Source organism: Variovorax sp. V35, assembly GCF_041154465.1.
Lineage (GTDB): Bacteria > Pseudomonadota > Gammaproteobacteria > Burkholderiales > Burkholderiaceae_C > Variovorax > Variovorax boronicumulans.
This window is the reverse complement of record NZ_AP028666.1, coordinates 4,340,850-4,362,456: the sequence shown is the minus strand read 5'-3', so window position 1 is coordinate 4,362,456 and position 21,607 is coordinate 4,340,850. Positions and strand designations below refer to the sequence as shown.

The 21,607-nt window shown below is 69.7% G+C and carries 11 protein-coding genes; 5 read left to right on the top strand and 6 right to left on the bottom strand.

The window, feature by feature from the left end:
• Window positions 1-4,998 carry an amino acid adenylation domain-containing protein gene (locus ACAM42_RS20230; protein WP_369629148.1) on the bottom strand — a complete coding sequence of 1,666 codons (4,998 nt, stop codon included), beginning with the start codon at window positions 4,996-4,998 and terminating at the stop codon, window positions 1-3.
• Window positions 4,995-12,209 (bottom strand): amino acid adenylation domain-containing protein, encoded by a 7,215-nt coding sequence (locus ACAM42_RS20225; RefSeq protein ID WP_369629147.1) that lies wholly within the window; start codon window positions 12,207-12,209, stop codon window positions 4,995-4,997. The genes ACAM42_RS20230 and ACAM42_RS20225 overlap by 4 nt, the downstream gene beginning before the upstream one ends.
• 1,247 nt (window positions 12,210-13,456) lie before the next feature.
• Here ACAM42_RS20225 and ACAM42_RS20220 point away from each other — a divergent pair.
• The 4 genes from ACAM42_RS20220 (at window position 13,457) to ACAM42_RS20205 (ending at window position 15,934) form a co-directional block, all read left to right on the top strand.
• Window positions 13,457-13,579: a hypothetical protein gene (locus ACAM42_RS20220; protein ID WP_062479916.1), complete on the top strand. Its 123-nt coding sequence runs from the start codon at window positions 13,457-13,459 to the stop codon at window positions 13,577-13,579.
• A 35-nt stretch (window positions 13,580-13,614) separates the two neighbouring features.
• On the top strand, window positions 13,615-14,718 hold the full coding sequence (locus ACAM42_RS20215) for an NAD(P)/FAD-dependent oxidoreductase (RefSeq protein ID WP_369629146.1): 1,104 nt from the start codon (window positions 13,615-13,617) through the stop codon (window positions 14,716-14,718).
• Window positions 14,719-14,851: 133 nt separating this feature from the next.
• The gene (locus ACAM42_RS20210; RefSeq protein WP_056580064.1) at window positions 14,852-15,148 is read left to right on the top strand and encodes a DUF883 family protein; all 297 of its coding nucleotides are present in this window, start codon (window positions 14,852-14,854) and stop codon (window positions 15,146-15,148) included.
• A gap of 84 nt (window positions 15,149-15,232) precedes the next feature.
• Window positions 15,233-15,934 (top strand): phage holin family protein, encoded by a 702-nt coding sequence (locus ACAM42_RS20205; protein ID WP_062479920.1) that lies wholly within the window; start codon window positions 15,233-15,235, stop codon window positions 15,932-15,934.
• 28 nt (window positions 15,935-15,962) lie between these two features.
• Here ACAM42_RS20205 and ACAM42_RS20200 read toward each other — a convergent pair whose 3' ends face one another.
• Window positions 15,963-17,042, bottom strand: coding sequence for a quinone-dependent dihydroorotate dehydrogenase (locus ACAM42_RS20200; protein WP_369629145.1), 1,080 nt, complete (start codon window positions 17,040-17,042; stop codon window positions 15,963-15,965).
• Window positions 17,043-17,082: 40 nt separating this feature from the next.
• On the opposite strand from ACAM42_RS20200, the gene rpiA reads away from it, so the two are divergent.
• Entirely contained in the window at window positions 17,083-17,787 is a 705-nt protein-coding gene (gene rpiA, locus ACAM42_RS20195) for a ribose-5-phosphate isomerase RpiA (protein WP_062479923.1), read from the top strand.
• A gap of 40 nt (window positions 17,788-17,827) precedes the next feature.
• Here the strand turns inward: rpiA and ACAM42_RS20190 are convergent, their stop codons facing one another.
• The 3 genes from ACAM42_RS20190 to folD form a co-directional block, all read right to left on the bottom strand.
• The gene (locus ACAM42_RS20190; RefSeq protein WP_369629144.1) at window positions 17,828-18,457 is read right to left on the bottom strand and encodes a glutaredoxin family protein; all 630 of its coding nucleotides are present in this window, start codon (window positions 18,455-18,457) and stop codon (window positions 17,828-17,830) included.
• Between the two features lie 59 nt (window positions 18,458-18,516).
• Complete coding sequence (locus ACAM42_RS20185) at window positions 18,517-20,565, bottom strand: M3 family metallopeptidase (protein WP_369629143.1); 2,049 nt, start codon at window positions 20,563-20,565, stop codon at window positions 18,517-18,519.
• A 129-nt stretch (window positions 20,566-20,694) separates the two neighbouring features.
• Window positions 20,695-21,546, bottom strand: coding sequence for a bifunctional methylenetetrahydrofolate dehydrogenase/methenyltetrahydrofolate cyclohydrolase FolD (gene folD / locus ACAM42_RS20180; RefSeq protein WP_369629142.1), 852 nt, complete (start codon window positions 21,544-21,546; stop codon window positions 20,695-20,697).
• Between the last annotated feature and the right edge of the window lie 61 nt (window positions 21,547-21,607).

The following is a 21,607-nucleotide window of genomic DNA, read 5'->3' as shown; positions in this document are numbered from 1 at the left end:
TCACCCCTTGCGCAGCCAGCTGCCGAGGGCGCCGAGCAGCCCGCCGCGCTGTGCATGCGCGGCCGTGCCGGCGGCCAGGTCGGCGAGGTCCGAAGGCACGCCGTGCGGCGTGCCATGCGCCGAGGACGCGATCTGCCCGAGGTTCTCGAACAGGTAGCGGCGCGGCTCCACGCGGTGCCCCAGCGTCTGCGCCGCCTGCTGCACGGCGCGCAGCACCAGCAGCGAGTCGCCGCCGAGGTCGAAGAAGTTGTCGCTGGCGCGGATTTCGTCGACGTCGATGCCGATCACGTCGGCCCAGATCTGGGCCAGCTGGGCGTGCTCGGGGCTGAGCAGGCCCCGCTTCGCCTCGCGCTCGTCGCCGTTGAGGGCCTCGGCCGGCGCGCCCTTGTCCGCCTCGTCGGCCGCCAGCTTGCGCAGATAGCGCGCGCTGGCCGAGCCTTCGGCGCTGGCGATCTCGGCGAGCGTGGCGTTCGGGTGGTCGGCGACACGGCCCAGCACCTCGAGGTAGCGCTCGCGCAATTGGGCGCCGGTCTCGCGCAGGTACACGTCGGCGTTGTAGAGCAGCGCGCCTTCCAGGCCGTGCGGCTTGTCCATCAGCCACACGCCGACGTCGTCGGTGGCGCCGTGCTGCATCACGTGCACCTGGCGGGTCTGCAGGCTGCCGACGGTGCGCGCGCGCTCGCGGGCGTCCTGGAACGAGAACATCGCCTGATAGGGCCCCGAGGCCTTGATCTGTCCCGCATAGCCGGGCTCGGCCATCAGGCGCTCGAACGGCACCTGCTGGTGGTTCATCATCGACAGCAGCTCCTGCTTCACGTAGCGCATGAAGTCGGGCAGCGGCAGCGCCATGTCGACCGCGAGCGAGACCGGCAGCACGTTGTTGAAGAAGCCCATGACGTCTTCCGTCTCGGCCTGCTGGCGCCCGCGCACCGGGTTCGCGATGACGATGGCGTCGTTGCCGGTCGCCTGGGCCATCGTCACCGCGTAGATGCCGAAGGTCAGCATGCTGAGCGTCACGTCCATGTCGCGCGCCACCTCGCGCAGCCGCTGCGTGCTCTGCAGGTCGATGTGGATCCAGTGCGCGCCGCCCTGGCCGCTCTTGCCCGCGCGGCGCGGCATGTCGGTCTTTGGCGGCCGCACGGCCCTGGCGCTTGCGAGCCGGCCGCGCCAGAACGCGAGCTGCTCCTCGCAGGCGGGTTCGGTCAGCCACTTCTCGAGCCACTCGGCATAGTCGCCATGGGTGGTGGCGAGCGCGGGCAGGTTGTGCGGACGGCCGCGTTCGGCGGCGTCGTAGAACGCGCCCAGCTCGCGCTGCATCAGGTCGAAGGACCAGCCGTCCCAGATCAGGTGATGCGGCACGAACAGGAAGACGTGTTCGTTGTCGTCGAGCTGGAACAGGGTCGCGCGCATCATCGGCGCGCTGTGGATGTCGAGCGGCCGGTCGGCCAGCTCCTGCATCTGCTCGGCCAGCTCGGCCTCGCGCTGGTCCGCGGGCAGGCCGCGCAGGTCGACCAGCGGCAGGGCGAATTCCACCGACGCTGCGATCGATTGAATGGGCCGACCCGTGTCCTCGTCGAAGCCGATGCAGGTGCGCAGCGACGGCTGGCGGCGGATCATCTCGCGCAGCGCGCCTTCGAAGCGCGCGGCGTCGAGCTTGCCGGTGAGCCGCTGCGCCGAGGGCGCGTTGTAGACCGACCGGCCCGTGTACAGCTGCTCCATGAAGCGGATGCGTTCCTGCGAGGGCGTGAGCGGCGCGCTGCGGCGATCGGGGTGGCAGGCAATCGGCGCCTGCAGGCCGACGCCCGCGCCCTGCAGGGCCTCGATGACCGCGGTCAGCTTCTCGGCCGTGGGCGCCTCGAACAGCGCGCGCAGCGGCAGCGTGACCTGGAACTCGCGACTCAGCAGCGTGGTGAGCCGCGCGGCCAGCAGCGAGTGGCCGCCCATGGTGAAGAAGTTGTCGTGCATGTCCAGGCCCGGCAGGCTCAGCACCTTCTCCATGACCGCGAGCACCTTGCGCTCGTGCGCGTTGCGCGGACCGGCGCCGCGCCGCACCTCGTTGCGCGCCACCGCCTGCGGCGGCGGCAGCGAGACGCGGTCGACCTTGCCGTTGGCCAGCGTGGGCAGGGCATCGAGCGTCACCACGTGCTGCGGCAGCATGAAGGCCGGCAGGTGCTTGCGCAGGTGCACCATCAGCGCATCGAGGTCGAAGCCGCCCTCGGGCGCCAGCGCCAGGTAGGCCACCAGGCGCACGTCGCCGGGGTTGTCCTCGCGGGCCACCACCACGCTGCGCGAGACGCCGGCCACTTCGCAGCAGCGCACCTCGATCTCGCCGGGCTCGATGCGGTAGCCGCGCACCTTGACCTGGAAGTCGAGCCGGCCGAGGTGGTCGAGCAGCCCGTCGTTGCGCCAGCGGCCGCGGTCGCCGGAGCGGTAGACCTTCTTCGTGGCGCCGAAGATGCGCACCGTGACGAAGCGTTCGGCGGTCAGTGCGGGGCGGTCGAGGTAGCCCAGCGAGACGCCTTCGCCCGCGATGCAGATTTCGCCGGGCACGCCGATCGGGCAGGGTTGCAGGTCGGCGTCGAGAATCCAGATCTCGGTGTTGTCGACGGGCCTGCCGATCGAGATGCCGCGCGAGGCGATCTCTTCGGGACGCACATGCCAGGCCGTGGAATACACCGTCGTCTCGGTCGGGCCGTAGCCGTTCCACAGGCCTTCCATGCGCTCGCACAGCGCCAGCGCCATGCTCGGGCGCAGCGCCTCGCCGCCGGTCCAGCCGCGAAAGCCGGGCGTGCCGCCGGCCCACTGGGCATCGAGCAGCAGCTGCCACATGCCGGGCGTGGCCTGCAGCAGCGTGATCTGTTCGTCGTCGAGCGCCCGCGACAGGCGGTTGCCGTCCATCGCGACCTCGCGCTGCACCATCACCAGCTCGGCGCCGGCCGCCAGCGGCAGCAGCAGGTCGGGCACGGCCATGTCGAACGACAGCGTGGTGACGGCGGCGATGCGGTCGGACGGGCCGATGCCCGATTCGCGCTGCATCCACTGCAGCAGGTGCGCCACGCCCCGGTGGTGCGCAATGACGCCCTTGGGCAGGCCGGTCGAGCCGGAGGTGTAGATCACGTAGGCCGCGTCTTCGGAGCCCGGGTCGTCGCTGCTCGGCGGCAGCGCTTCGCCTGACAGCTGGCGCCAGGCGGTGTCGCGATCGATCTCGAAGACGCGCTGGTCGGCGTCGGCGCGCCAGTCGCGCGGCGCCACCGCGATGTCGGACGAGGTCAGCATCAGGCTGAGGGTGGCGTCGCTGGCGTAGTGGTCCAGCCGCGCCTGCGGGAATGCGGTGTCCATCGGCACGTAGGACGCCCCCGCCTTGAGGATGCCCAGCATGGCGACGACCATCTCCAGGCTGCGTTCCAGGCACAGGCCCACGCGCTGGCCGCGGCCCACGCCGCGCGCGCGCAGCGCACGCGCCAGGCGGTTGGACAACGCATCGAGCTCGCCGTAGCTGCAGCTGCGCGCGCCGTCGCGCACCGCCGGGCGGTGCGGCTGCTGCGGCACGCGCGCCACGAAGCCGGCGTGCGCCAGCGGCGCGCCGCGCAGCGGCACGCGTGCGGGCTGCAGCGCCAGCAGCGCACGCGCGGCGCCGGCGGACAGCACGTCGAGCCCGCCGATGGTGTCGTCGGGCTTGTGCGCGGCCGACTGCAGCACGCACTCGAACATGTCGAGCCAGCGCTGCACGCTCACGTCGTCGAACAGGTCGGTGTTGTACTGCGCCTCGACCTGCAGGCTGCCGGCGTGCGGGCGCAGGTTCACGAAGAGTTCGAAGTTCTCGTAGCGCCGGGCGATGGTGTCCTGCACCACGTCGAGCGTGGTGAAGGCCTGCGCGCTGCTCGCCACGTCGGGGTCGACGTTGAAGGTCACGCTCACCAGCGGCAGCCGGCTCGGGTCGCGCTCGAGCGACAGCTGGCCCAGCAGCGCGCCGTAGGTCAGGGCCTGGTGATCGAACGCGTCGAGCACGGCGGTGCTGCATTCGTCCATCAGCGCGTCGAAGCGCATGGCGGGGTGCGCGGCGATGCGCAGCGGCAGCAGGTTCACGCAGTGGCCGACCAGGCCGGGCACGTCGTGCGCGAGCTGGCCCGAGGTCGGGATGCCGACGACGATGTCTTCCTGGCCCGTGAGGCGGTGCAGCGTCGCGACGAAGCCGCTGAGCAGGCCCGTGAACAGGCTGACGCCGGCCTTGGTGCTCGCGATGCGCACGGCGCCGACCACGCGCCGGTCGAGCAGGCGCTCGGCGCGGCGCGAATTGAAGGTGCGCGCGGCCGGGCGGGGGCGGTCCAGCGGCAGGTCGAGCACGGGCTGCGTGTTGCCGGCAAAGCGCTCCAGCCAGTAGTCGATGTGCGCCTGCATGTCGGGACTCGCGGCCGCGACGGCTTCCTCAGCGGCGAAGTCGGAGAAGAGCGGTGCGGCCTTGAGCTTGAGCCCGATGCCGGTTTCCTCGGCATAGAGGTGGCCCAGCTGCTCGGTGATGACCGCCCACGACCAGCCGTCGCAGACCACGTGGTGCGCCGACATCACGAGCTCGTGCTCGCCATCGCCCAGGCGGTACAGCACCGCTCGGAACAGCGGCCCGTGCTCGAGCGAGAACGGCGTGCACACCGCCTCGTCGTGGGCCGCGTGCAGCGCCTGCGCGAGGGCTTCGGGCGCGAGCCCGCCCAGGTCGTGGCGGACCAGGTGGTTCCCGGCCGGCGGGCTGACCAGCATGAAGGTGCCGTCCGGCGAGATGGTGGCGCGCAGCGCCTGGTGGCGCTCGAGCAGCCGGTCGGTGGCGCGCGCCAAGGCGTCTCCGTCCAGCGCGCCGCGCAGGCGCAGCACGACCGACTCGTTGTAGGCCATCGAGGCCTCGGGGCTCAGCGTGGCGCCGAGCCAGATTTCGCGCTGCGACTCGGTGGTCGCAATGATGCATTCGACGAGGCCACCGCTCGCGGTGGGCTTGAGTGCGGCGTTCATGCTGCGGCCTTTCCGTTGATGAGGCGCTCGTGCAAGGCGGCGTCTTCGGGTACGTACCAGTACGGCTGGCCGTCGCTGTCGCGGGCCAGCACGCTGCCGTCCTCGACGGGCTTGCGCGCGTCGAAGCGGGTGGGGGCGGGAGCGCGGCGCGGAAGGAAGCCGGATTCCTGCATCTCGGCGACCGATTCCTTGAAGGCGCGCTGCAGGAAGGCGATGTCCTCGGCGCTGTGCGCGCTTGTGAGGAAGCACGGGAAGTTGTCCAGGATGTGCACGCCGCGGCTGCGCATCATGGCGAACAGCAGGTCCTGCAGCGGCTGGTCTTCGAGCCAGCTCACGCGCCACAGCGACGCGAAATGACGGATCTCGATCGGTGCGCCGACCTCCTGGCACCAGCCCGAGAGCTCCGTGGCCATGGCGGTCGTGCTGGCGGTGAGCCCGGCCTGCAGCGCGGGCCCGGCCTCCTTCAGGTGCGTGAGCGAGGCCTTGGCCGCAGCGAGTGCGAGCGGATGGCGCACGAAGGTGCCGGCGAAGTAGGTCACGCCCACGCCCGGGATCGAGTCGTCGCCGTACTGCCAGGCGCCGCCGTCGAGCGCGTCCATGAACTCGCGCTTGCCGGCGATCACGCCGACCGGAAAGCCGCCGCCGATCACCTTGCCGTAGGTGGCGAGGTCGGCGCGCACGCCGAACAGCTCTTGCGCACCGCCCAGCGCGCTGCGAAAGCCGGTGATGACCTCGTCGAAGATGAGGCAGCAGCCATTCTTCGCGGTGACGTCGCGCACGTCGTGCAGGAACTCGCGCGGCTGGAAGTCGGGGCGGCGGCTTTGCACCGGCTCGACCAGCACGGCCGCCAGGTCTGCGGCGTTGTCGCGGATGAAGGCCAGCGCCTCGGGCGTGCCGTAGTCGAGCACGCGGATGTCGCCGAACATGCCGCTCATCACACCCGGCGCGGCCGACAGGCCCTTGCCGCCCTTGCCGGCGCGCACCAGCACTTCGTCGAAGGTGCCGTGGTAGGAGCCCGTGAAGACCACCACCGTGCTGCGGCCGGTGACGGTGCGCGCGATGCGCAGCGCCGCCATCACGGCCTCGGAGCCGGTGTTGCACAGGCCGGCGCGCTCGCTGCCCGTGAGTTCGCAGATGAGGCGCGTCACGTCGGCCGCGAGCGGATGCTGCGGCCCGATCTCGTAGCCCGCGTCGAGCTGGGCCCGCACGGCGTCCTGCACGAAGTCGGGTTGCCAGCCGAACAGGTTCAGCCCGAAGCCGTTGAGTGCGTCGACGTACTCGTTGCCGTCGAGGTCCCACAGCCTGGAACCCTTCGAACGTTCGATCACGATCTGGTAGGTGATCTCCTTGGTCAGCGGACGGAAGCCGTTGACCACGCGCGGATCGGCCATGTGGGCGCGGTTGTCTTCGGTGAAGCGCTTGCTCTTTGGCGTGCGCTCGACATAGCGCCGCACGAACGTCGCCAGCCGCGCCTTCTGCCGCGCGCTGGGTTCGGCGGTGCGCTGGGTGTGGATGCGGGCGATGGCGCCGAAGGCCTTGTTGACGTCGTAGCGAAGCGGCGCTTCGGCGGGCGGCTGTGGCTGCGCGGCGGGCGCGGCCTCGGCCGACACGGGCATCGCCGCCACCGCCACTGGCGCGGCGGCGCCAGACAGGAGTGCGAGCTGCTGGCGCATCAGCTCCATCTGTTGCGCGATCACCTGGTTCAGCAGGCCGGTGGGCTGCGCAAGCCCTTGCGGCGGCGTTGGCATCGACACCTGCACAACGGATGTCGCAGGCATGGTGGGCGTGACGGGCACAGCCACCGGCTCGGCCTCGGGCGGCAGGCTCTGCAGCAGGTACGCGGCCAGCGCGTCGAAGCTGCGGTAGTTCTCCATCAGCTGCCGGAAGCTCAGCTCGACCTTGAAGCGTTTCTTGATCTGCGTGGCGGCCTGGGTCAGCGTGAGCGAGTCCATGCCGATCTCGCCGAACGGGGCCTGGCCCTCGGCCTGCGCCATGTCGATGCCGGAGATGTCTTCGAACAGGGCCCGCAATCGGCTGTCGACCGACGCTGCGCGCGACGCCTCGGACGGCGGGGAAGAAGGCGGAGGAAGGTCAGGCGAGGGCGCTGCAGCGGTCACGATCGGCTCCAATGAAACAGGCGGGGCAGGCAGGGCGGGCGCAAGGGCCGGTGACACCGGCGCGGCGGGCGCGATGTCGACCCACAGGCGCTTGCGTTCGAACGGGTAGGTGGGCAGGCACACGCGCCGGGCGCCGGCGCGCGGTGCCAGCAGGGCAAGGTCGACCTCGGCGCCGCAGGTCCACAGGCGCGCGGCGGCCAGGCGCAGGGTCCGGGTCTCGTCGGCCGGCTCGCCGTGCAGCAGCGACACCGCCACCGCGCCGGCCTTCGACGCCGGGGCCAGGCCCGGCAGGCGGTGCTGGCGCACCAGCGCGGCCAGCGTGTTGCGGGGGCCGACTTCCACGAAGACCGGATGGGTGGCGTCGTCCGCCGCGCTCTGCAACGCGGGCGAGAAGCGCACGGTGCCGCGCAGGTGCTGCGCCCAGTAGGCCGGGCTCGTGGCCTGTGCGTCTTCGAGCAGGCGGCCGGTGAACGTGGAGTAGAGGGGGATCTGCGGCGCGTGCAGCGTGACCTGGCTCACGAGCGCCTCGAAGGGCGCCACCGCGGCGTCCATCATGGCGGAGTGAAAGGCGTGCGAGGTCTGCAGCAGCCGGCAGGCGACGCCCTCGGCTTCGAGCGCGGCCTGGAGTTCGGCGATCGCCTCGGTGGGGCCGGCGGCCACGCAGGCGCCGGGGGCGTTCTCCGCGGCGAGCGAGACCTGGGGCGAGGCCGCGAGCCGCGAGGCCAGCGCGTCTGCGCTCAAGCGCACCGACAGCATCGTCCCGGCGGGCTGTGCCTGCATGAGCGCGCCGCGGCGGGCAATGAGCCGGGCGGCATCTTCCAGGCGCATCACGCCGGCGATCACGGCCGCGACGAATTCGCCGACGCTGTGGCCGATCAGCGCGTGCGGGCGCAGGCCCAGCGACAGCAGCCGCCGCGCGAGCGCGTACTCGAGCGTGAAGAGCGCAGGCTGCGTGACGGCTGTCGGCGCGAGCGCCTGCGGGTCGTCTGCGAACAGGCGTTCGCGCAGGTCGAAGTCCAGCGCGCCGTCGAAGGCACGCACGCAGTTGTCGAACGCGGCCGCGAACACCGGGTCGCCGGCATGCAGCGCGCGACCCATGCCCGGGTATTGCGCGCCCTGGCCCGGGAACATCAGCACGGGCTGCTGCGCGCGCTCGGCGATCCGGTCGCTCACGCGCCATGCCGTGTTCTCCGAGCGCAAGGCCTCGATGGCCTGCGCCGCATCGCCGGCCACCACGGCGCGGCGGAAGGCGTGGGCCTTGCGGCCGACGCACAGGGTGAACGCCGCGTCGGCCAGGCAAAGTCCGGGCTGTTCCTCCAGGTGCGTTGCCAGTTGCTGCGTCGCGACCGCCAGCGCGGCCTCCGAGCGGGCCGACAGCGCCAGCACATGGACGCCCGGTTGCGTGGTGCGTGCCTGCCGCGCCGGCGCTTCCTCGAGCACGACGTGCGCGTTGGTGCCCCCGACACCGAAGGAGCTGACCCCCGCGCGGCGCGGCAGGTCGGCCCGCGGCCACGGCTGCAGCTGGTTGCTGACGTGGAACGGCGTGCGCGCGAAGTCGATCGCCGGGTTCGGTGCCGTGAAATGCGCGGTGGGCGGAATCAGCTCGTGGTGCAGCGACAGCGCCGTCTTGATGAGGCCGGCGGCGCCCGCGGCCGTGACCATGTGGCCCACGTTGCTCTTGAGCGAGCCCAGCGTGCAGTAGCCCCGGGCGTCGGTGTGCTCGGCGTAGGCGACGGCCAGCGCTTCGACCTCGACCGGGTCGCCCATCGGCGTGGCGGTGCCGTGCGCTTCCACGTAGGAAATGCTGCGCGCGTCCACGTCCGCCGCGGCCAGCGCGGCGCGGATCACGGCCGCCTGGCCGTCCACGCTGGGCGCGGTGAAGCTGGCCTTGGCGCCGCCGTCGTTGTTGACGCAGGCGCTGCGCAGCACGGCATAGACGGTGTCGCCGTCGGCCTGCGCGTCGGACAGCCGCTTGAGCAGCACCACGGCGGCGCCGTCGCTGAACACGGTGCCCTTGGCCTGCGCGTCGAAGCTGCGCGTGTGGCCGTCGGGCGAGAGCATCGAGCCCTCGTTGTAGAGGTAGCCGCTGCGCGGCGGGCAGGTGACCGAGGCGCCGCCCGCCAGCGCCATATAGCACTGGCCCGTGCGCAGCGCATGGAAGGCCTGGGCCACCGCGACCAGCGAGGTCGAGCACGCGGTGTTGACGCTCACCGCCGGCCCGCGCAGGTTGAGCCGGTTGGCCACGCGGGTGGTGATGTAGTCCTTCTCGTTGGCCAGCATCACCTGGAACTCGCCGACGGCTTCCACCAGGTCGGGGCGCGAGGCGACGTGGCGCTGGAAGTAGGTCGCGTTGTACGTGCCCGCGTACACGCCCACCGGGCCCGGCGCTTCGTCGGGCACGTAGCCCGCGCGCTCCAGGCACTCCCAGCAGATCTCGAGGAACACGCGGTGCTGCGGGTCCATCAGTGCGGCCTCCTTCGGGCCGATGCCGAAGAAGGCGGCATCGAAGCCCTCGATGCCGTCGATCACGCCGCGCGCCCGCACGTAGGCCGGGTCGCGGCGCAGCGACTCGCCGACGCCGGCGTCCAGGCTGGCGTCATCGAAGAAGCTGATGGTGTCGCGCCCGGCGACGAGGTTGTCCCAAAACTGCTCCACATCGCCCGCGCCGGGGAAGCGACCGGCGGTGGCGATGAGAGCGATGGGCTCGGGGACGCTGGCGGCGTCCTCGCGCACGGGCACGGGGTGTGGCGCCTGCGGCGCCTCGCCAGCGGACTGCAGTTGCGCCGCGATGGCGCCCGGCGTCGGGTGGCGGAAGAAGAGGTTGGTCGACAGCGGCGGCGCGCCTTCGCGCTGCAGGTCTGCCAGCACCTGCAGCACCAGCAGCGAGCTGCCGCCCAGGTCGAAGAAGTTGTCGTGGCGACCGGCCTTGTCGATGCCCAGGGCGCGCGCGAAGGCGTCGCACACCTGCTGCTCGAGCGCGTCGCGCGCGGCCTCGAAAGGCTGCGCGAGTTCGGGGCGCTCGGCGGCAGGCTCGGGCAGGGCGTTGCGGTCGAGCTTGCCGTTGGGCGTGACCGGAAGCTGCGCGAGCCACACCTGCGCCGACGGCAGCAGCGGCGCGGGCAGGCGGGCCGCCAGGTGCGCGCGCAGCGTGTCCCACGCCAGCTTCTGCGTGCGCGCGACCAGGTAGGCGACCAGGCGCAGCTGGCCGTCGCGACCGGGCCGCGCGATCACCGCGCAGGACTGCACCGCGGGGTGCGCGAGGATGGCCGCCTCGACCTCGCCGGTCTCGATGCGGTGGCCGTGGATCTTGACCTGGCCGTCGATGCGGCCGATGAACTCGAGGGTGCCGTCGGGCAGCCAGCGGGCGAGGTCGCCGGTGCGGTAGAGCCGCTCGCCCGGCGCGCCGAAGGGGTCGGGCACGAAGCGCGCGGCCGTGAGTTCGGGTTGCCCCAGGTAGCCGCGCGCCAGCCCGTGTCCGCCGATGCACAGCTCGCCCACGAGTCCGCTGGGCAGCAGCTCCAGCGTCGGGCTCAGCACGCGCAGCACGGTGTCCTTGATCGGGCGCCCGAGCGGCACCGAGCGCGGGCCCGCTGCGATCGCGGCGCGTTCGATGCGATGGGTGGTCGCGAAGGTCGTGCACTCGGTCGGCCCGTAGCCGTTGCTGAGCGTGAGCCCGGGGAGTGCGTCGAGCGCGCGCCGCACATGGGGTACCGACAGCGCCTCGCCGCCGGTGAACAGGTGCGCCAGGCCCGCGAGGTGCTGCGGATCGCCGTCGACCACGGCGTTGAAGAGCGAGGCCGTGAGCCAGGCGGTGTGGACCTCGTGGTGGACGATGGTGCGCGCGAGGCCGGCGCCGGTGGGTACCCGTTCGTCGTGGATCACGCAGCGCCCGCCGTTGAGCAACGGTCCCCAGACTTCGAGCGTCGAGGCGTCGAAGGCGAGCGGCGCCGCGTGCAGCATCGCGCGCCCCGGTGCGAGTTCGATGTAGTCGACATCGACGACGAGTCGCAGGATGGCGCGATGGCCGATCTCGATGCCCTTGGGTACGCCGGTCGAGCCCGAGGTGTACATGAGGTACGCCAGCGATTCGCCGTCGAAGGCCGGCGGTGTCCACGGCGCGGCGTCCACGCCGTCTTCGGGCACGTCGATGCGCACGACGGTGCGGGGGGCTGGCACGAGAGAGGCCAGCGCCTCGGTCGTCACGACCCGGGTCACGCCGGCCTGGTCGAACATCGTGGCGACGCGTTCGGGCGGGAAGTCGGTCGGCACCGGCACGTAGGCCGCGCCCGCCTTGAGGATGCCGAGCATGGCGACGATGGCGCCCATCGAGCGCTCGAACACCATCCCGACGGGGTCGCCTGCCTGCACGCCTGCGCGCTGCAGGCGCTGTGCGAGCCGGTCGCTGCGCGCGTCGAGCTCGGCGTAGGTCATCGCTTCGTCGCCTTCCACCAGCGCCACCGCGTCGGGCGTGGCGGCGGCCCTGCGGCCGAACACGGCGGGCACGGTGAGCGACAGGTCGGGCGCGGCGGGCGGCGTGGCCCAGGCGGCGAGCTGGTCGCGGCGGTCGGCGTCGGGCAGGGCGCGGATGTTGTGGAGCGCCGCACCGGGATGCACCAGCAGATCGGCGGCGGTGTCGGCGATGGCTGCGAGCAGGCGGCTGGCGCAGGGCGCGTCCATCAGGCTCGCGTCGACGTCCAGATGCAGGCTGGCGGGGAGTTCTGTCCGGGCTTCAAGCTGCAGGGGCGGCAGGGTGTTGGCGGTGTGCGGCGTGGTCCGCCGGTCGAGGTCGAGCTGGGTCAGCCACGTGCTCGCGGTGCCGGGCAGCGACGTCGGCATGCCGTGAGACCCCGGCAGGGCCGCGCCCAGCCAGCGCGATTGCAGCAGCAGCCAGGCACCCACGAAGAGCGTGTCCGGCAGGTACCCCGTGGTGCCCAGCGAGGCGAGCCAGCGCTGCGCGAACCCGGCTTCGAGGACCAGCGAGACGCCGAGCCGTTCGCCTGCCGCCGTGCGCGCGGGCGGCGACACGAACAGATCGCCCAGCGCGGCCTGCGAAGCCACGGCGGCCTCCGGCGACGAAGCAATGTGGGTTTCCATGCAATTACCCGGCTGCAGACTGTGAATGGAAAATTCAATTGAAGGAATCGAATTGATTTCAATTGGATTTGGTTCTTGGTTTGTCGCGATCCTATGAACTTGGTGAGCCTTCTGTTTGTCTCTTTTCTCCATGTTTACATTTTGATATAAATATTTCCGAATCGAACTACCTAAGCCATGACATTTGAGGTACCAAGGCCATTTGTAGTGGGCGTTTTGTCACCCCTGTAGGAAGCCATGATGGAACGTCGATTCAAAAAAATGGCCATTCTTCTTCGCTATCTCTGCAGACCTGAGAGTCTGAATTTCGGCATAAATTCGATGAAAATTTCTAAAGTCAGACAAGTTTTGACGATTGACAAGAAACTTTTCGCGAATTGAGACAGTTGGAAGGAATCGGCATTCGAGCGTTGAGCACTCAGAATGGGGTAGATATTTTTCTTCCGTGGAATGGATTTTTATCTTTTGGGTAATTTGAGGGTGAATTTGAAAATTCTCAAAGGGCCTAAAAGATCTAATGAAAAATGTTACTTTCCATATGATTTTTGGTGCCTGGGCTGCAATTTTTTCGTGATTCTTGGCGATCATTGAAATTCAAATGATGTCCATTGTTTTAATGAAATAGAGAGCAATGGGGATCGAGGTACTTTCCCCTCTGTCAGCGCACGGAGCGCGGGGATGCATTGCGACAATCGCCGGCAAATTTCGGAAAGGCGGTCGCGCCATGGGTACCGGCATTGATCCCGGTTGATTTCCTTCGCGCCGGCGGGAAGGCCTGAGCCGGGTCGGGGCATCGACGCAGCGGGCCCGTCATTTCGTCCGCAATTCACCGTCGGACCGCGGCGCGAATGCTTTGCGGGCACGGGTTTTTCAGGCCGGACGGACGGCGTTTTTCTCGACGCGACCGGCAGATCGTGGGGGCCGCGCCAGGTACCCGGTCTCAGGCAGGCGCTTTGTCACGCTCGCATGCATGGGGGGCAGGGCGCATGGCTCCCTCACCAAAGGGCGCTTCGCTCATGTGCGAAGGCACGGCGATGCCTAGACTGGCCCTGCCATGCATCGTCCACTGTGATCCTCCCTGTGTGGTGTGGGAGGGGCGAGGACACAGCAGCGTGCGTGGCCCTGTTGCTGGAACGCCTGGGCGAAGGCCTGTTGTCGGTGCGCACCGACGACGCCTTCCGCCACGGGCCGCTTGCAGGCGCGTGAAAGCGCGCTAGAACGACGAGATGGAACGAAGGAGTGCAGCCATGGCCACCCAACCCGATCTTCCGTCTCCGATCACGCCCGACCTGCCGGTCGAGCCCGATGAAGGGCCGGAGCACGCGCCCGACGAGCCCACCGACCCCGAGCCGCCGCCGAGCGCGAGGTAGGCCGAACGCCCGTCGCGCCGCGCTAAGCTCGCGCGATGGATGAAATCGATTGCGCCGTCATCGGTGCCGGCGTGGTGGGTCTGGCCGTGGCGCGCGCATTGGCGCTCGCGGGCCGGGAGGTGCTGGTGCTGGAGTCCGAAGGGGCCATCGGCACGGGAACGAGTTCCCGCAACAGCGAGGTGATCCACGCGGGCATCTACTACCCGCAGGGGTCGTTGAAAGCGACGCTGTGCGTGGAAGGACGCGACGCGCTGTACAGCTACGCGCAGGCGCGCGGCGTGCCGCACAGCCGCTGCGGCAAGCTGATCGTGGCGACCTCGGCCGAACAGGTGGGGCAGCTCGACGTGATCCGCGCCAAGGCCGCGGCCAACGGCGTGGACGACCTGGTGCTGCTCACCGCACAGCAAGCCAACGCCATGGAGCCGCAACTGCATTGCGTGGCCGCGCTGCATTCGCCGAGCACGGGCATCGTCGACAGCCACGCGCTGATGCTGGGCCTGCTCGGCGATCTCGAGAACGCGGGCGGCATGCTGGCGCTCAAGTCGCCCATCGAGCGCGCCGAATGCGTGGATGGGGCCGTCGTGCTGATCGCCGCCGATGGCACGGCGCTGCGCTGCCGCACCGTGGTCAATGCCGCGGGGCTGGGCGCGCCGGCGCTGGCGCGCCGCTTCGAAGGCATGCCGGCGTCGGTGGTGCCGCGCGAGTACTTCGCCAAGGGCAGCTACTTCACGCTCGCGGGCCGCGCGCCTTTCGGTCGGCTCATCTATCCCGTGCCGGAGCCGGGCGGGCTCGGCGTGCACCTGACGCTCGACCTCGGCGGACAGGCCAAGTTCGGGCCCGACGTGCAGTGGGTCGAGGCGGCCGACGATCTCGTGGTCGATCCCGCACGCGGCGAACGCTTCTACGACGAGGTGCGCAGGTACTGGCCGGCGTTGCCCGACGGTGCGTTGATCCCGGGCTATGCGGGCATGCGTCCGAAGATCTCGGGGCCGGATGCGCCCGCGGCCGATTTCGTGATTGCGGGGCCGGCGTCGCATGGGGTGTCGGGGCTGGTCCATCTCTTCGGCATCGAGTCGCCCGGACTCACCAGTTGCCTGGCCATCGGACGGCATGTCGCGGACCTGCTCGCCGAGGCCTGATGCATGCACTCGGGCACAACTGAGCACATCTGTCGCGCATGAGGGGCTTTCGAGCCTGTAACATGACAGCACGCCATATGCTGGCGTGAAGCCGCCGGCGCGGTGCCGGTGTCATCACGGAGGAAAGATTCCAATGAGTGCATCCAACAATCTTGAAGCAGCAGCCGAAGACATCGCAAGCGACGTGCGCGGCGTGCTGGCCAGCAAGGACCTGGATTCGGTTCCCCACATCAAGGCGCTGCGCCAACGCATCGACACCAAGCTCGCCATCGCGCGCGAGCTGGCTTCCGAAAAGAGCAAGCTGGCCGCCAAGAAGGCGCGCCAGGCGGCCACCGCCACCAACACCTACGCCCACGACGAACCTTGGCAGGTTGCCGGCGCCGCACTGGCCGTCGGCGTGCTGGTGGGCCTGTTGCTTGGCCGCCGCTGAGCGTCACTGCACCGGCCTGAGCGCACACCGCCGTCCCTTCGTTCGCCGTTGCCACGCTGTGGCCGGTGAGGGCGGAGGCGGCGCATGAGACTGCTGTCCCTGTTCGGGCTCGATGCCCGCATCCGCCGGTTGCGCATCGCCGCCGCCGAAGGTGCGCTGGCGGCCGAGGACCGGGTGCAGTTGCTGCGCATGGCCTGGGAGGACGAGAAGCAGCGCCTGAAGCTGACCCTCGTCCTGGTCGTCGCCGTGCTGGGGCTGACCACCGTCGCGGTGGCGCTGCTCTCGATGGCGGTGGTCGTGCATTACTGGGACACGCCGTACCGCGTCACCGCCGCCTGGGTGGTGGCCGGTGTCTGGGCGGTGCTGTGGCTGGCGGCCGTCATCGGCCTGATGCGCAGCCTGAGCAACGCTTCCAACAGCTTCGTTCCGACCTTTCAGGAGTTCGAGCGCGACTGGGCCTGGGTCCAGGACCGCTTCAACCTCGGCAAGGACCCGGAGCTGGACGACGAAGCGCCGCGTCCGCCGCGCCCCGCCACGCGTGAAGAGCTGCTGGCCCGCATGGACCGCCAGCGCGAGCGCATCGCCACCCTGCAGGGCGGTCGCGAGACGCAGCCGGCCTCGGGCGAGCCCGTCAATGAATCGGCCGCGGCAACCGCGTTGCGCATTGCGCGCGAACACCCGGTGGCCGCCGGGGTGGTCGCTGCCGCTGCTGTGGCGGTGATCCGTCCGAAGCGGCTGCTGCGCTGGGCCACGGTCATTGCACCGGTGCTCTGGCGCATGCGCTGAGCCACCGGCAGCAAAGAGAAGAACTGGCTCAGGCCTTGCGACGATCCCGTTGCAGCGCCTGGGCCGTTTCGCGGACCAGCCCGGGGCCGCGATAGATCAGGCCGGTGTAGATCTGCACCACGTCCGCGCCCACGGCGATCTTGGCCTTGGCATCCGCCGCACTCAGGATGCCGCCCACCCCGATGATCGGAAAGTCCTTGCCCAGTGCCGCGCGCAGTTGCGCGATCACGCGGTTGCTGGCTTCGCGCACCGGCGCGCCCGAAAGGCCGCCGGCTTCCTGCGCGTGCGGCAGGCCGGCCACGGCGTCGCGTGCGAGCGTGGTGTTGGTGGCGATCACGCCGTCCATGCCGTGGCGCTGCAGCGTGGCGGCGATCACCGCGACCTGCGCGTCGTCGAGGTCGGGGGCGATCTTCACGAACAGCGGCGCGCGCTTGCCGTGGCGCGTGGCCAGCGCTTCGCGCCGCTCGGCCACGGCGCCCAGCAGCGCATCGAGCGCTTCGTCGCTCTGCAGCGAGCGCAGGTTGGCCGTGTTGGGGCTGGAGATGTTGATCGTCACGTAGTCCGCGTGCGGGTAGACGCCGTCCAGGCAGGCCAGGTAGTCGTCCACCGCGCGCTCGATCGGCGTGGCCGCGTTCTTGCCGATGTTCAGGCCCAGCAGCATCGGCGACTTGCCGCCGCCGGCCTGCTTGCGAAAGCGCGCCTTCTGCACGTTGGCCAGGAAGGCGTCGAGCCCTTCGTTGTTGAAGCCCAGGCGGTTGATCAGCGCGTCGCGCTGCGGCAGGCGGAACATGCGCGGCTTCGGGTTGCCGGGCTGGCCCTTGGGCGTGACCGTGCCGACCTCGACGAAACCGAAGCCCATGGCCGCGAAGGCGTCGATGCAGCGTGCGTTCTTGTCCAGCCCGGCGGCCAGGCCGACGCGGTTGGGGAAATTCAGGCCGGCGAGCTGGATGGGGTCTTCGACGCGCGTCGCCGCGTAGGCGCAGGCCAGCGGCGTGTTCTGGGTGCGGGCCAGGCCGTCGAGGGTGATTTCATGGGCGTGCTCGGGGTCGAAACCGAACAGAAAAGGGCGGGCCAGGCCATAGAGCGAAGAGGGCAACAGCAGGGGCATCGGATAATTCTCGACTTCAATGAGCCAAGGATTCTCCGCGATGACCGCACCCGCCTCCCCAACCCCTCTTTCCCAGGATGAACTCAAGGCCCAGGTCGGCCTTGCCGCGCTGGCCTACGTGGTCAAGGGCGAGATCGTCGGCGTGGGCACCGGCTCCACGGTCAACAAGTTCATCGACGCGCTGGCCACGATCAAGGACGAGATCAAGGGCGCCGTCTCCAGTTCGGTCGCGTCCACCGAGCGCCTGCGCGCACTGGGCATCCCGGTGTTCGACAGCAACGAGGTGGAAGAACTGGCCGTCTACATCGACGGCGCCGACGAGATCGACCACCGGGGCTTCATGGTGAAGGGCGGCGGCGCGGCGCTCACGCGCGAGAAGATCGTCGCGGCGCAGTCCAAGCGCTTCGTCTGCATCGCCGACGCCTCCAAGCTGGTCGAGACGCTCGGCGCGTTTCCGCTGCCGGTGGAAGTGATTCCGATGGCCGCGCGCCGCGTGATGCGTCAGTTCGCCGGCCTGGGCGGCATCGCCCAGGTGCGCGAGAAAGACGGCCTGCCACTGGTGACCGACAACGGCCAGCACATCGTCGACGTGACCGGCCTGCGGATCACCGACCCGCGCGCCTTCGAATCCGAAGTGAGCCAGTGGCCCGGCGTGGTGACGGTGGGGGTCTTCGCCCACCAGAAGGCCGACGTGTGCCTGCTGGGCACGGCGTCGGGCGTGAAGACGTTGCAGTTCGCCGGCTGAACGGCGGCGATGCAAGGCGGGGGCGAGGCCCCCGTCGTCTCTAGAACTTGATGCCGGCCGGGTTGTTCGGGCCTGGTGCGTTCGAGGGCGGTGCCGGCGCGGGGTTCGGCGGCTGCAGGGGCGTGTCGGTCGCACGGGGTGCGGCCGCCGCCGGTGCCTGCTGCGCGACGAGCGGGCGCGCGGCGGGCGGCCGATAGCCTGCGGGCAGGCTGTTGCTCTTGGGATAGCCGGCCGCGTCGAGGTAGCGCGACCATTCCACATCCGAGAAGCCCTTGAGCTGCTGCGACCCGACGGTGAGCAGCGGCAGCGCGTTCTGTCCGCTCAGGCGCTGCAGGGCGTCGACGTCCTCGTTGCTCTTGATGGTGCGTTCCTCGAAGGGAATGCCGCGCGTGGTGAGCAGCGTGCGCGCCTCGTTGCAGGGGCCGCAGCCTTCGCCGCTGTACAGCGTGACGGGATAGCGCTGTGCCACCTGGCGCAGTTCGTAGGGAAGCCCGCTGTTGGCCGGCGCGTTGGCGCCGGCCGGCTGGGGCCCGCCCGTCGGTGCGTTGGTGACGACAGGGGGCTGGTCCGAGAACGTGACCTTGCCGTTCTTGTCGACCTGGCGGTAGACCGCCTGCGCCAGCACGCTGGCGGTCGACAACACGAGGACCAGGCCGATCAGGCCGCGCATCGGGAGTTTGTAAAAAGTCGGATACATATCTCCCGAGTATCGCAAGCTTCAGCGCCGTATCAAGCGGGCTGGGCCTGGGCCATGCCCTGATGTCGCAGCAGCGCATCAAGCTGCGGCTCGCGGCCCCGGAAGGCCTTGAACGAATCCATGGCGCTGCGGCTGCCGCCGGCCTCCAGGATGGCCTGGCGGTATCGGCGGCCGGTCTCGATGTTGGGCTCGCCGTCGGCGCCCACGGTTTCCTCGAAGGCCGCGTAGGCGTCGGCGCTCAGCACCTCGGCCCACTTGTAGCTGTAGTAGCCGGCCGCGTAGCCGCCCGAGAAGATGTGGCTGAAGGTGTTCGGCGTGCGGCTGAACGCCGGCGAGGGCATCACGGCCACTTCGGCGCGCACCTGGCCGAGCAGCGCCATCACGGCGCCCGGGGCGGCAGCAGCAGCCTGGTGCTCGGTGTGCAGCAGCATGTCGAACAGCGAGAACTCGATCTGGCGCAGCGTCTGCAGCCCGCTCTGGAAGTTCTTGGCGGCGGTCATCTTGTCGAAGAGGGCGCGCGGCAGCGGCTCGCCGGTGTCGACGTGGGCCGTCATGTGGGCAAGCACGTCCCACTCCCAGCAGAAGTTCTCCATGAACTGGCTCGGCAGTTCGACCGCGTCCCACTCGACGCCGCTGATGCCCGACACGTCGCGCTCGTTCACCTGCGTGAGCATGTGGTGCAGGCCGTGGCCGAACTCGTGGAAGAGGGTGGTCACGTCGTCGTGCGTGAGCAGCGGCGGTTTGCCGTCGACACCGCTGGCGAAGTTGCACACCAGCTGCGCGACCGGCGTCTGCAGCACGCCGTCGTCGGGGCGCAGCCAGCGGGCGCGCACGTCGTCCATCCAGGCACCGCCGCGCTTGGCGGCGCGGGCGGAGGGGTCGAGGTAGAACTGGCCGACCTTCTGGCCGGCGCGCTCGATGCGATAGAACTCGACGCTCGGATGCCAGGTGGGTGCGCTGTCGCGGTGGATCGACACCTCGAACAGCGTCTCGACGATCTTGAACAGGCCGGCCATCACCTTGGGGGCGGGGAAGTACTGCTTCACCTCCTGCTCGCTGAAGGCGTAGCGCGCTTCCTTGAGTTTTTCCCCGACATAGGTCCAGTCCCAGGCTTGCGGGTCGACGAGGTTCAGCTGCTCTGCCGCGAAGGCGCGCAGGTCGGCCAGGTCGCGCTCGCCGTAGGGCTTGGCCTTGGCGGCGAGGTCGCGCAGGAACTTGACGACCTGCTCGGGCGATTCGGCCATCTTGGGCACGACCGAGAGTTCTCCGAAGTTCTTGTAGCCCAGCAGCTTCGATTCTTCCTCGCGCAGCGCGAGGATCTCGGTGATGAGCGCGGTGTTGTCGAACTTCGGATCGCCGAGTTCGCTGGCGCGCGTGACGTAGGCGCGGTACAGGGTTTCGCGCAGCGCGCTGCTCTTGGCGAACTGCATCACCGGCAGGTAGCACGGCATCTTGAGCGTGAGCTTGTAGCCCTTCTTGCCTTCGGCCTCGGCGGCCGCACGTGCGGCGCTCACCACGTCTTCGGGCACGCCGTCGAGTTCACCGAGCTGCGCGTAGTGCGCGAAGGCGTCGGTGGCGTCGAGGGCGTTCTCGCTGAACTTCTGGCTCAGCTCGGCCTGTCGTTCCTGGATGTCGGCAAAGCGCTGCTTGGCCTCGCCCTGCAGCTCGGCGCCGCCGAGCACGAAGTTGCGCACGGCGTTCTTGTGCGCCTGGCGCTGCTCGGGGTTGAGCGTGGCCGGGTCGATGGCCTTGTACTTGGCGTACAGGCGTTCGTCGGAGCCCAGGCGGGTCCAGAAGGCGGTGACGCGCGGCATGGCCTCGTTGTAGGCAGCGCGCAGCTCGGGCGTGTCGGCCACGGCGTTGAGATGGCCGACAGCGCCCCAGGCGCGGCTGAAACGTTCGGAGGCCACGTCGAGCACCTTGGAGATCGCGATCCAGTCGGCCGGGAATTCGGGCGCCGTCACCGTCTGCAGCGCGGCCTCGGCATCGGCCAGCAGCGCGTCGACCGCGGGCGACACGTGTTCGGGCTTGATGCGGTCGAACAGGGGGAGGTCGGTGAAGTCGAGGAGCGGATTGGTCATGTGAAAGATCCTGGGCGAGCGTAGCGAAGCCATTTCGGGAACCACCGCGGAACCGGCTTTGCCGGGCCGCTGGTGGTGCCCCTTGAGGGGGAGGCGGCTACACGCAGTGAGCCAACAACGGGGTATTTCTTATCTTGCGGCGCGTTCGGCCGCTTCAAGGGTGTTGACCAGAAGCATGGCGCGCGTCATCGGTCCGACGCCACCGGGCACGGGGGTGATCCAGCCGGCCACTTCCTTCACGCCGTCGAAATCGACGTCGCCGGCCAGCTTGCCGTCGGCCTTGCGGTTCATGCCCACGTCGATGACGACGGCGCCGGGCTTCACCATGTCGGCGGTCAGCAGGTCGAGCTTGCCGACGGCGGCGACGACCACGTCGGCCTGGCGCGTGAGGGCGCCCAGGTCTTGCGTGGCGCTGTGGCAGATGGTGACGGTGGCGCTCTTGGCCAGCAGCATCATGGCCATCGGCTTGCCGACGATGTTGCTGCGGCCGATGACCACGGCGTGCTTGCCGCGCAGGTCGTAGCCGATCGATTCGAGCATCTTCATGCAGCCGTGCGGCGTGCAGGGCCAGAAGCCCGGGGCGCCGGTCATCAGCGCGCCGGCGCTGGCCACGTGGAAGCCGTCGACGTCCTTGGCGGGCGAGATGGTCTCGATGACCTTCTGGCTGTCCATGTGCTTGGGCAACGGCAGTTGAACGAGGATGCCGTGCACCTTGGGGTCGTCGTTGAGGGCGCGGATGCGTGCCAGCAGGTCGGCCTCGCTCAGGTCGGCGGGGTAGGTCTCGAGCGTGGCCTGCAGGCCGGTTTCGGTGCTGTCGTTGACCTTGTGCTTGGTGTAGACCTGGCTCGCCGGATCGCTGCCCACCAAAATGATGGACAGGGCCGGGTTCACGCCGCGTGCCTTCAGCGCAGCGGTGCGGCCGGACACCTCGGCGCGGATGGTTTTGGCGAGGGCGTTGCCGTCGATCAGTTGGGCGGTCATCGGTTTTGATTTTCCAAGTAAAAACGCCCGCTTGCGCAGGCGTGGGGAAGGTGCGTGGCTA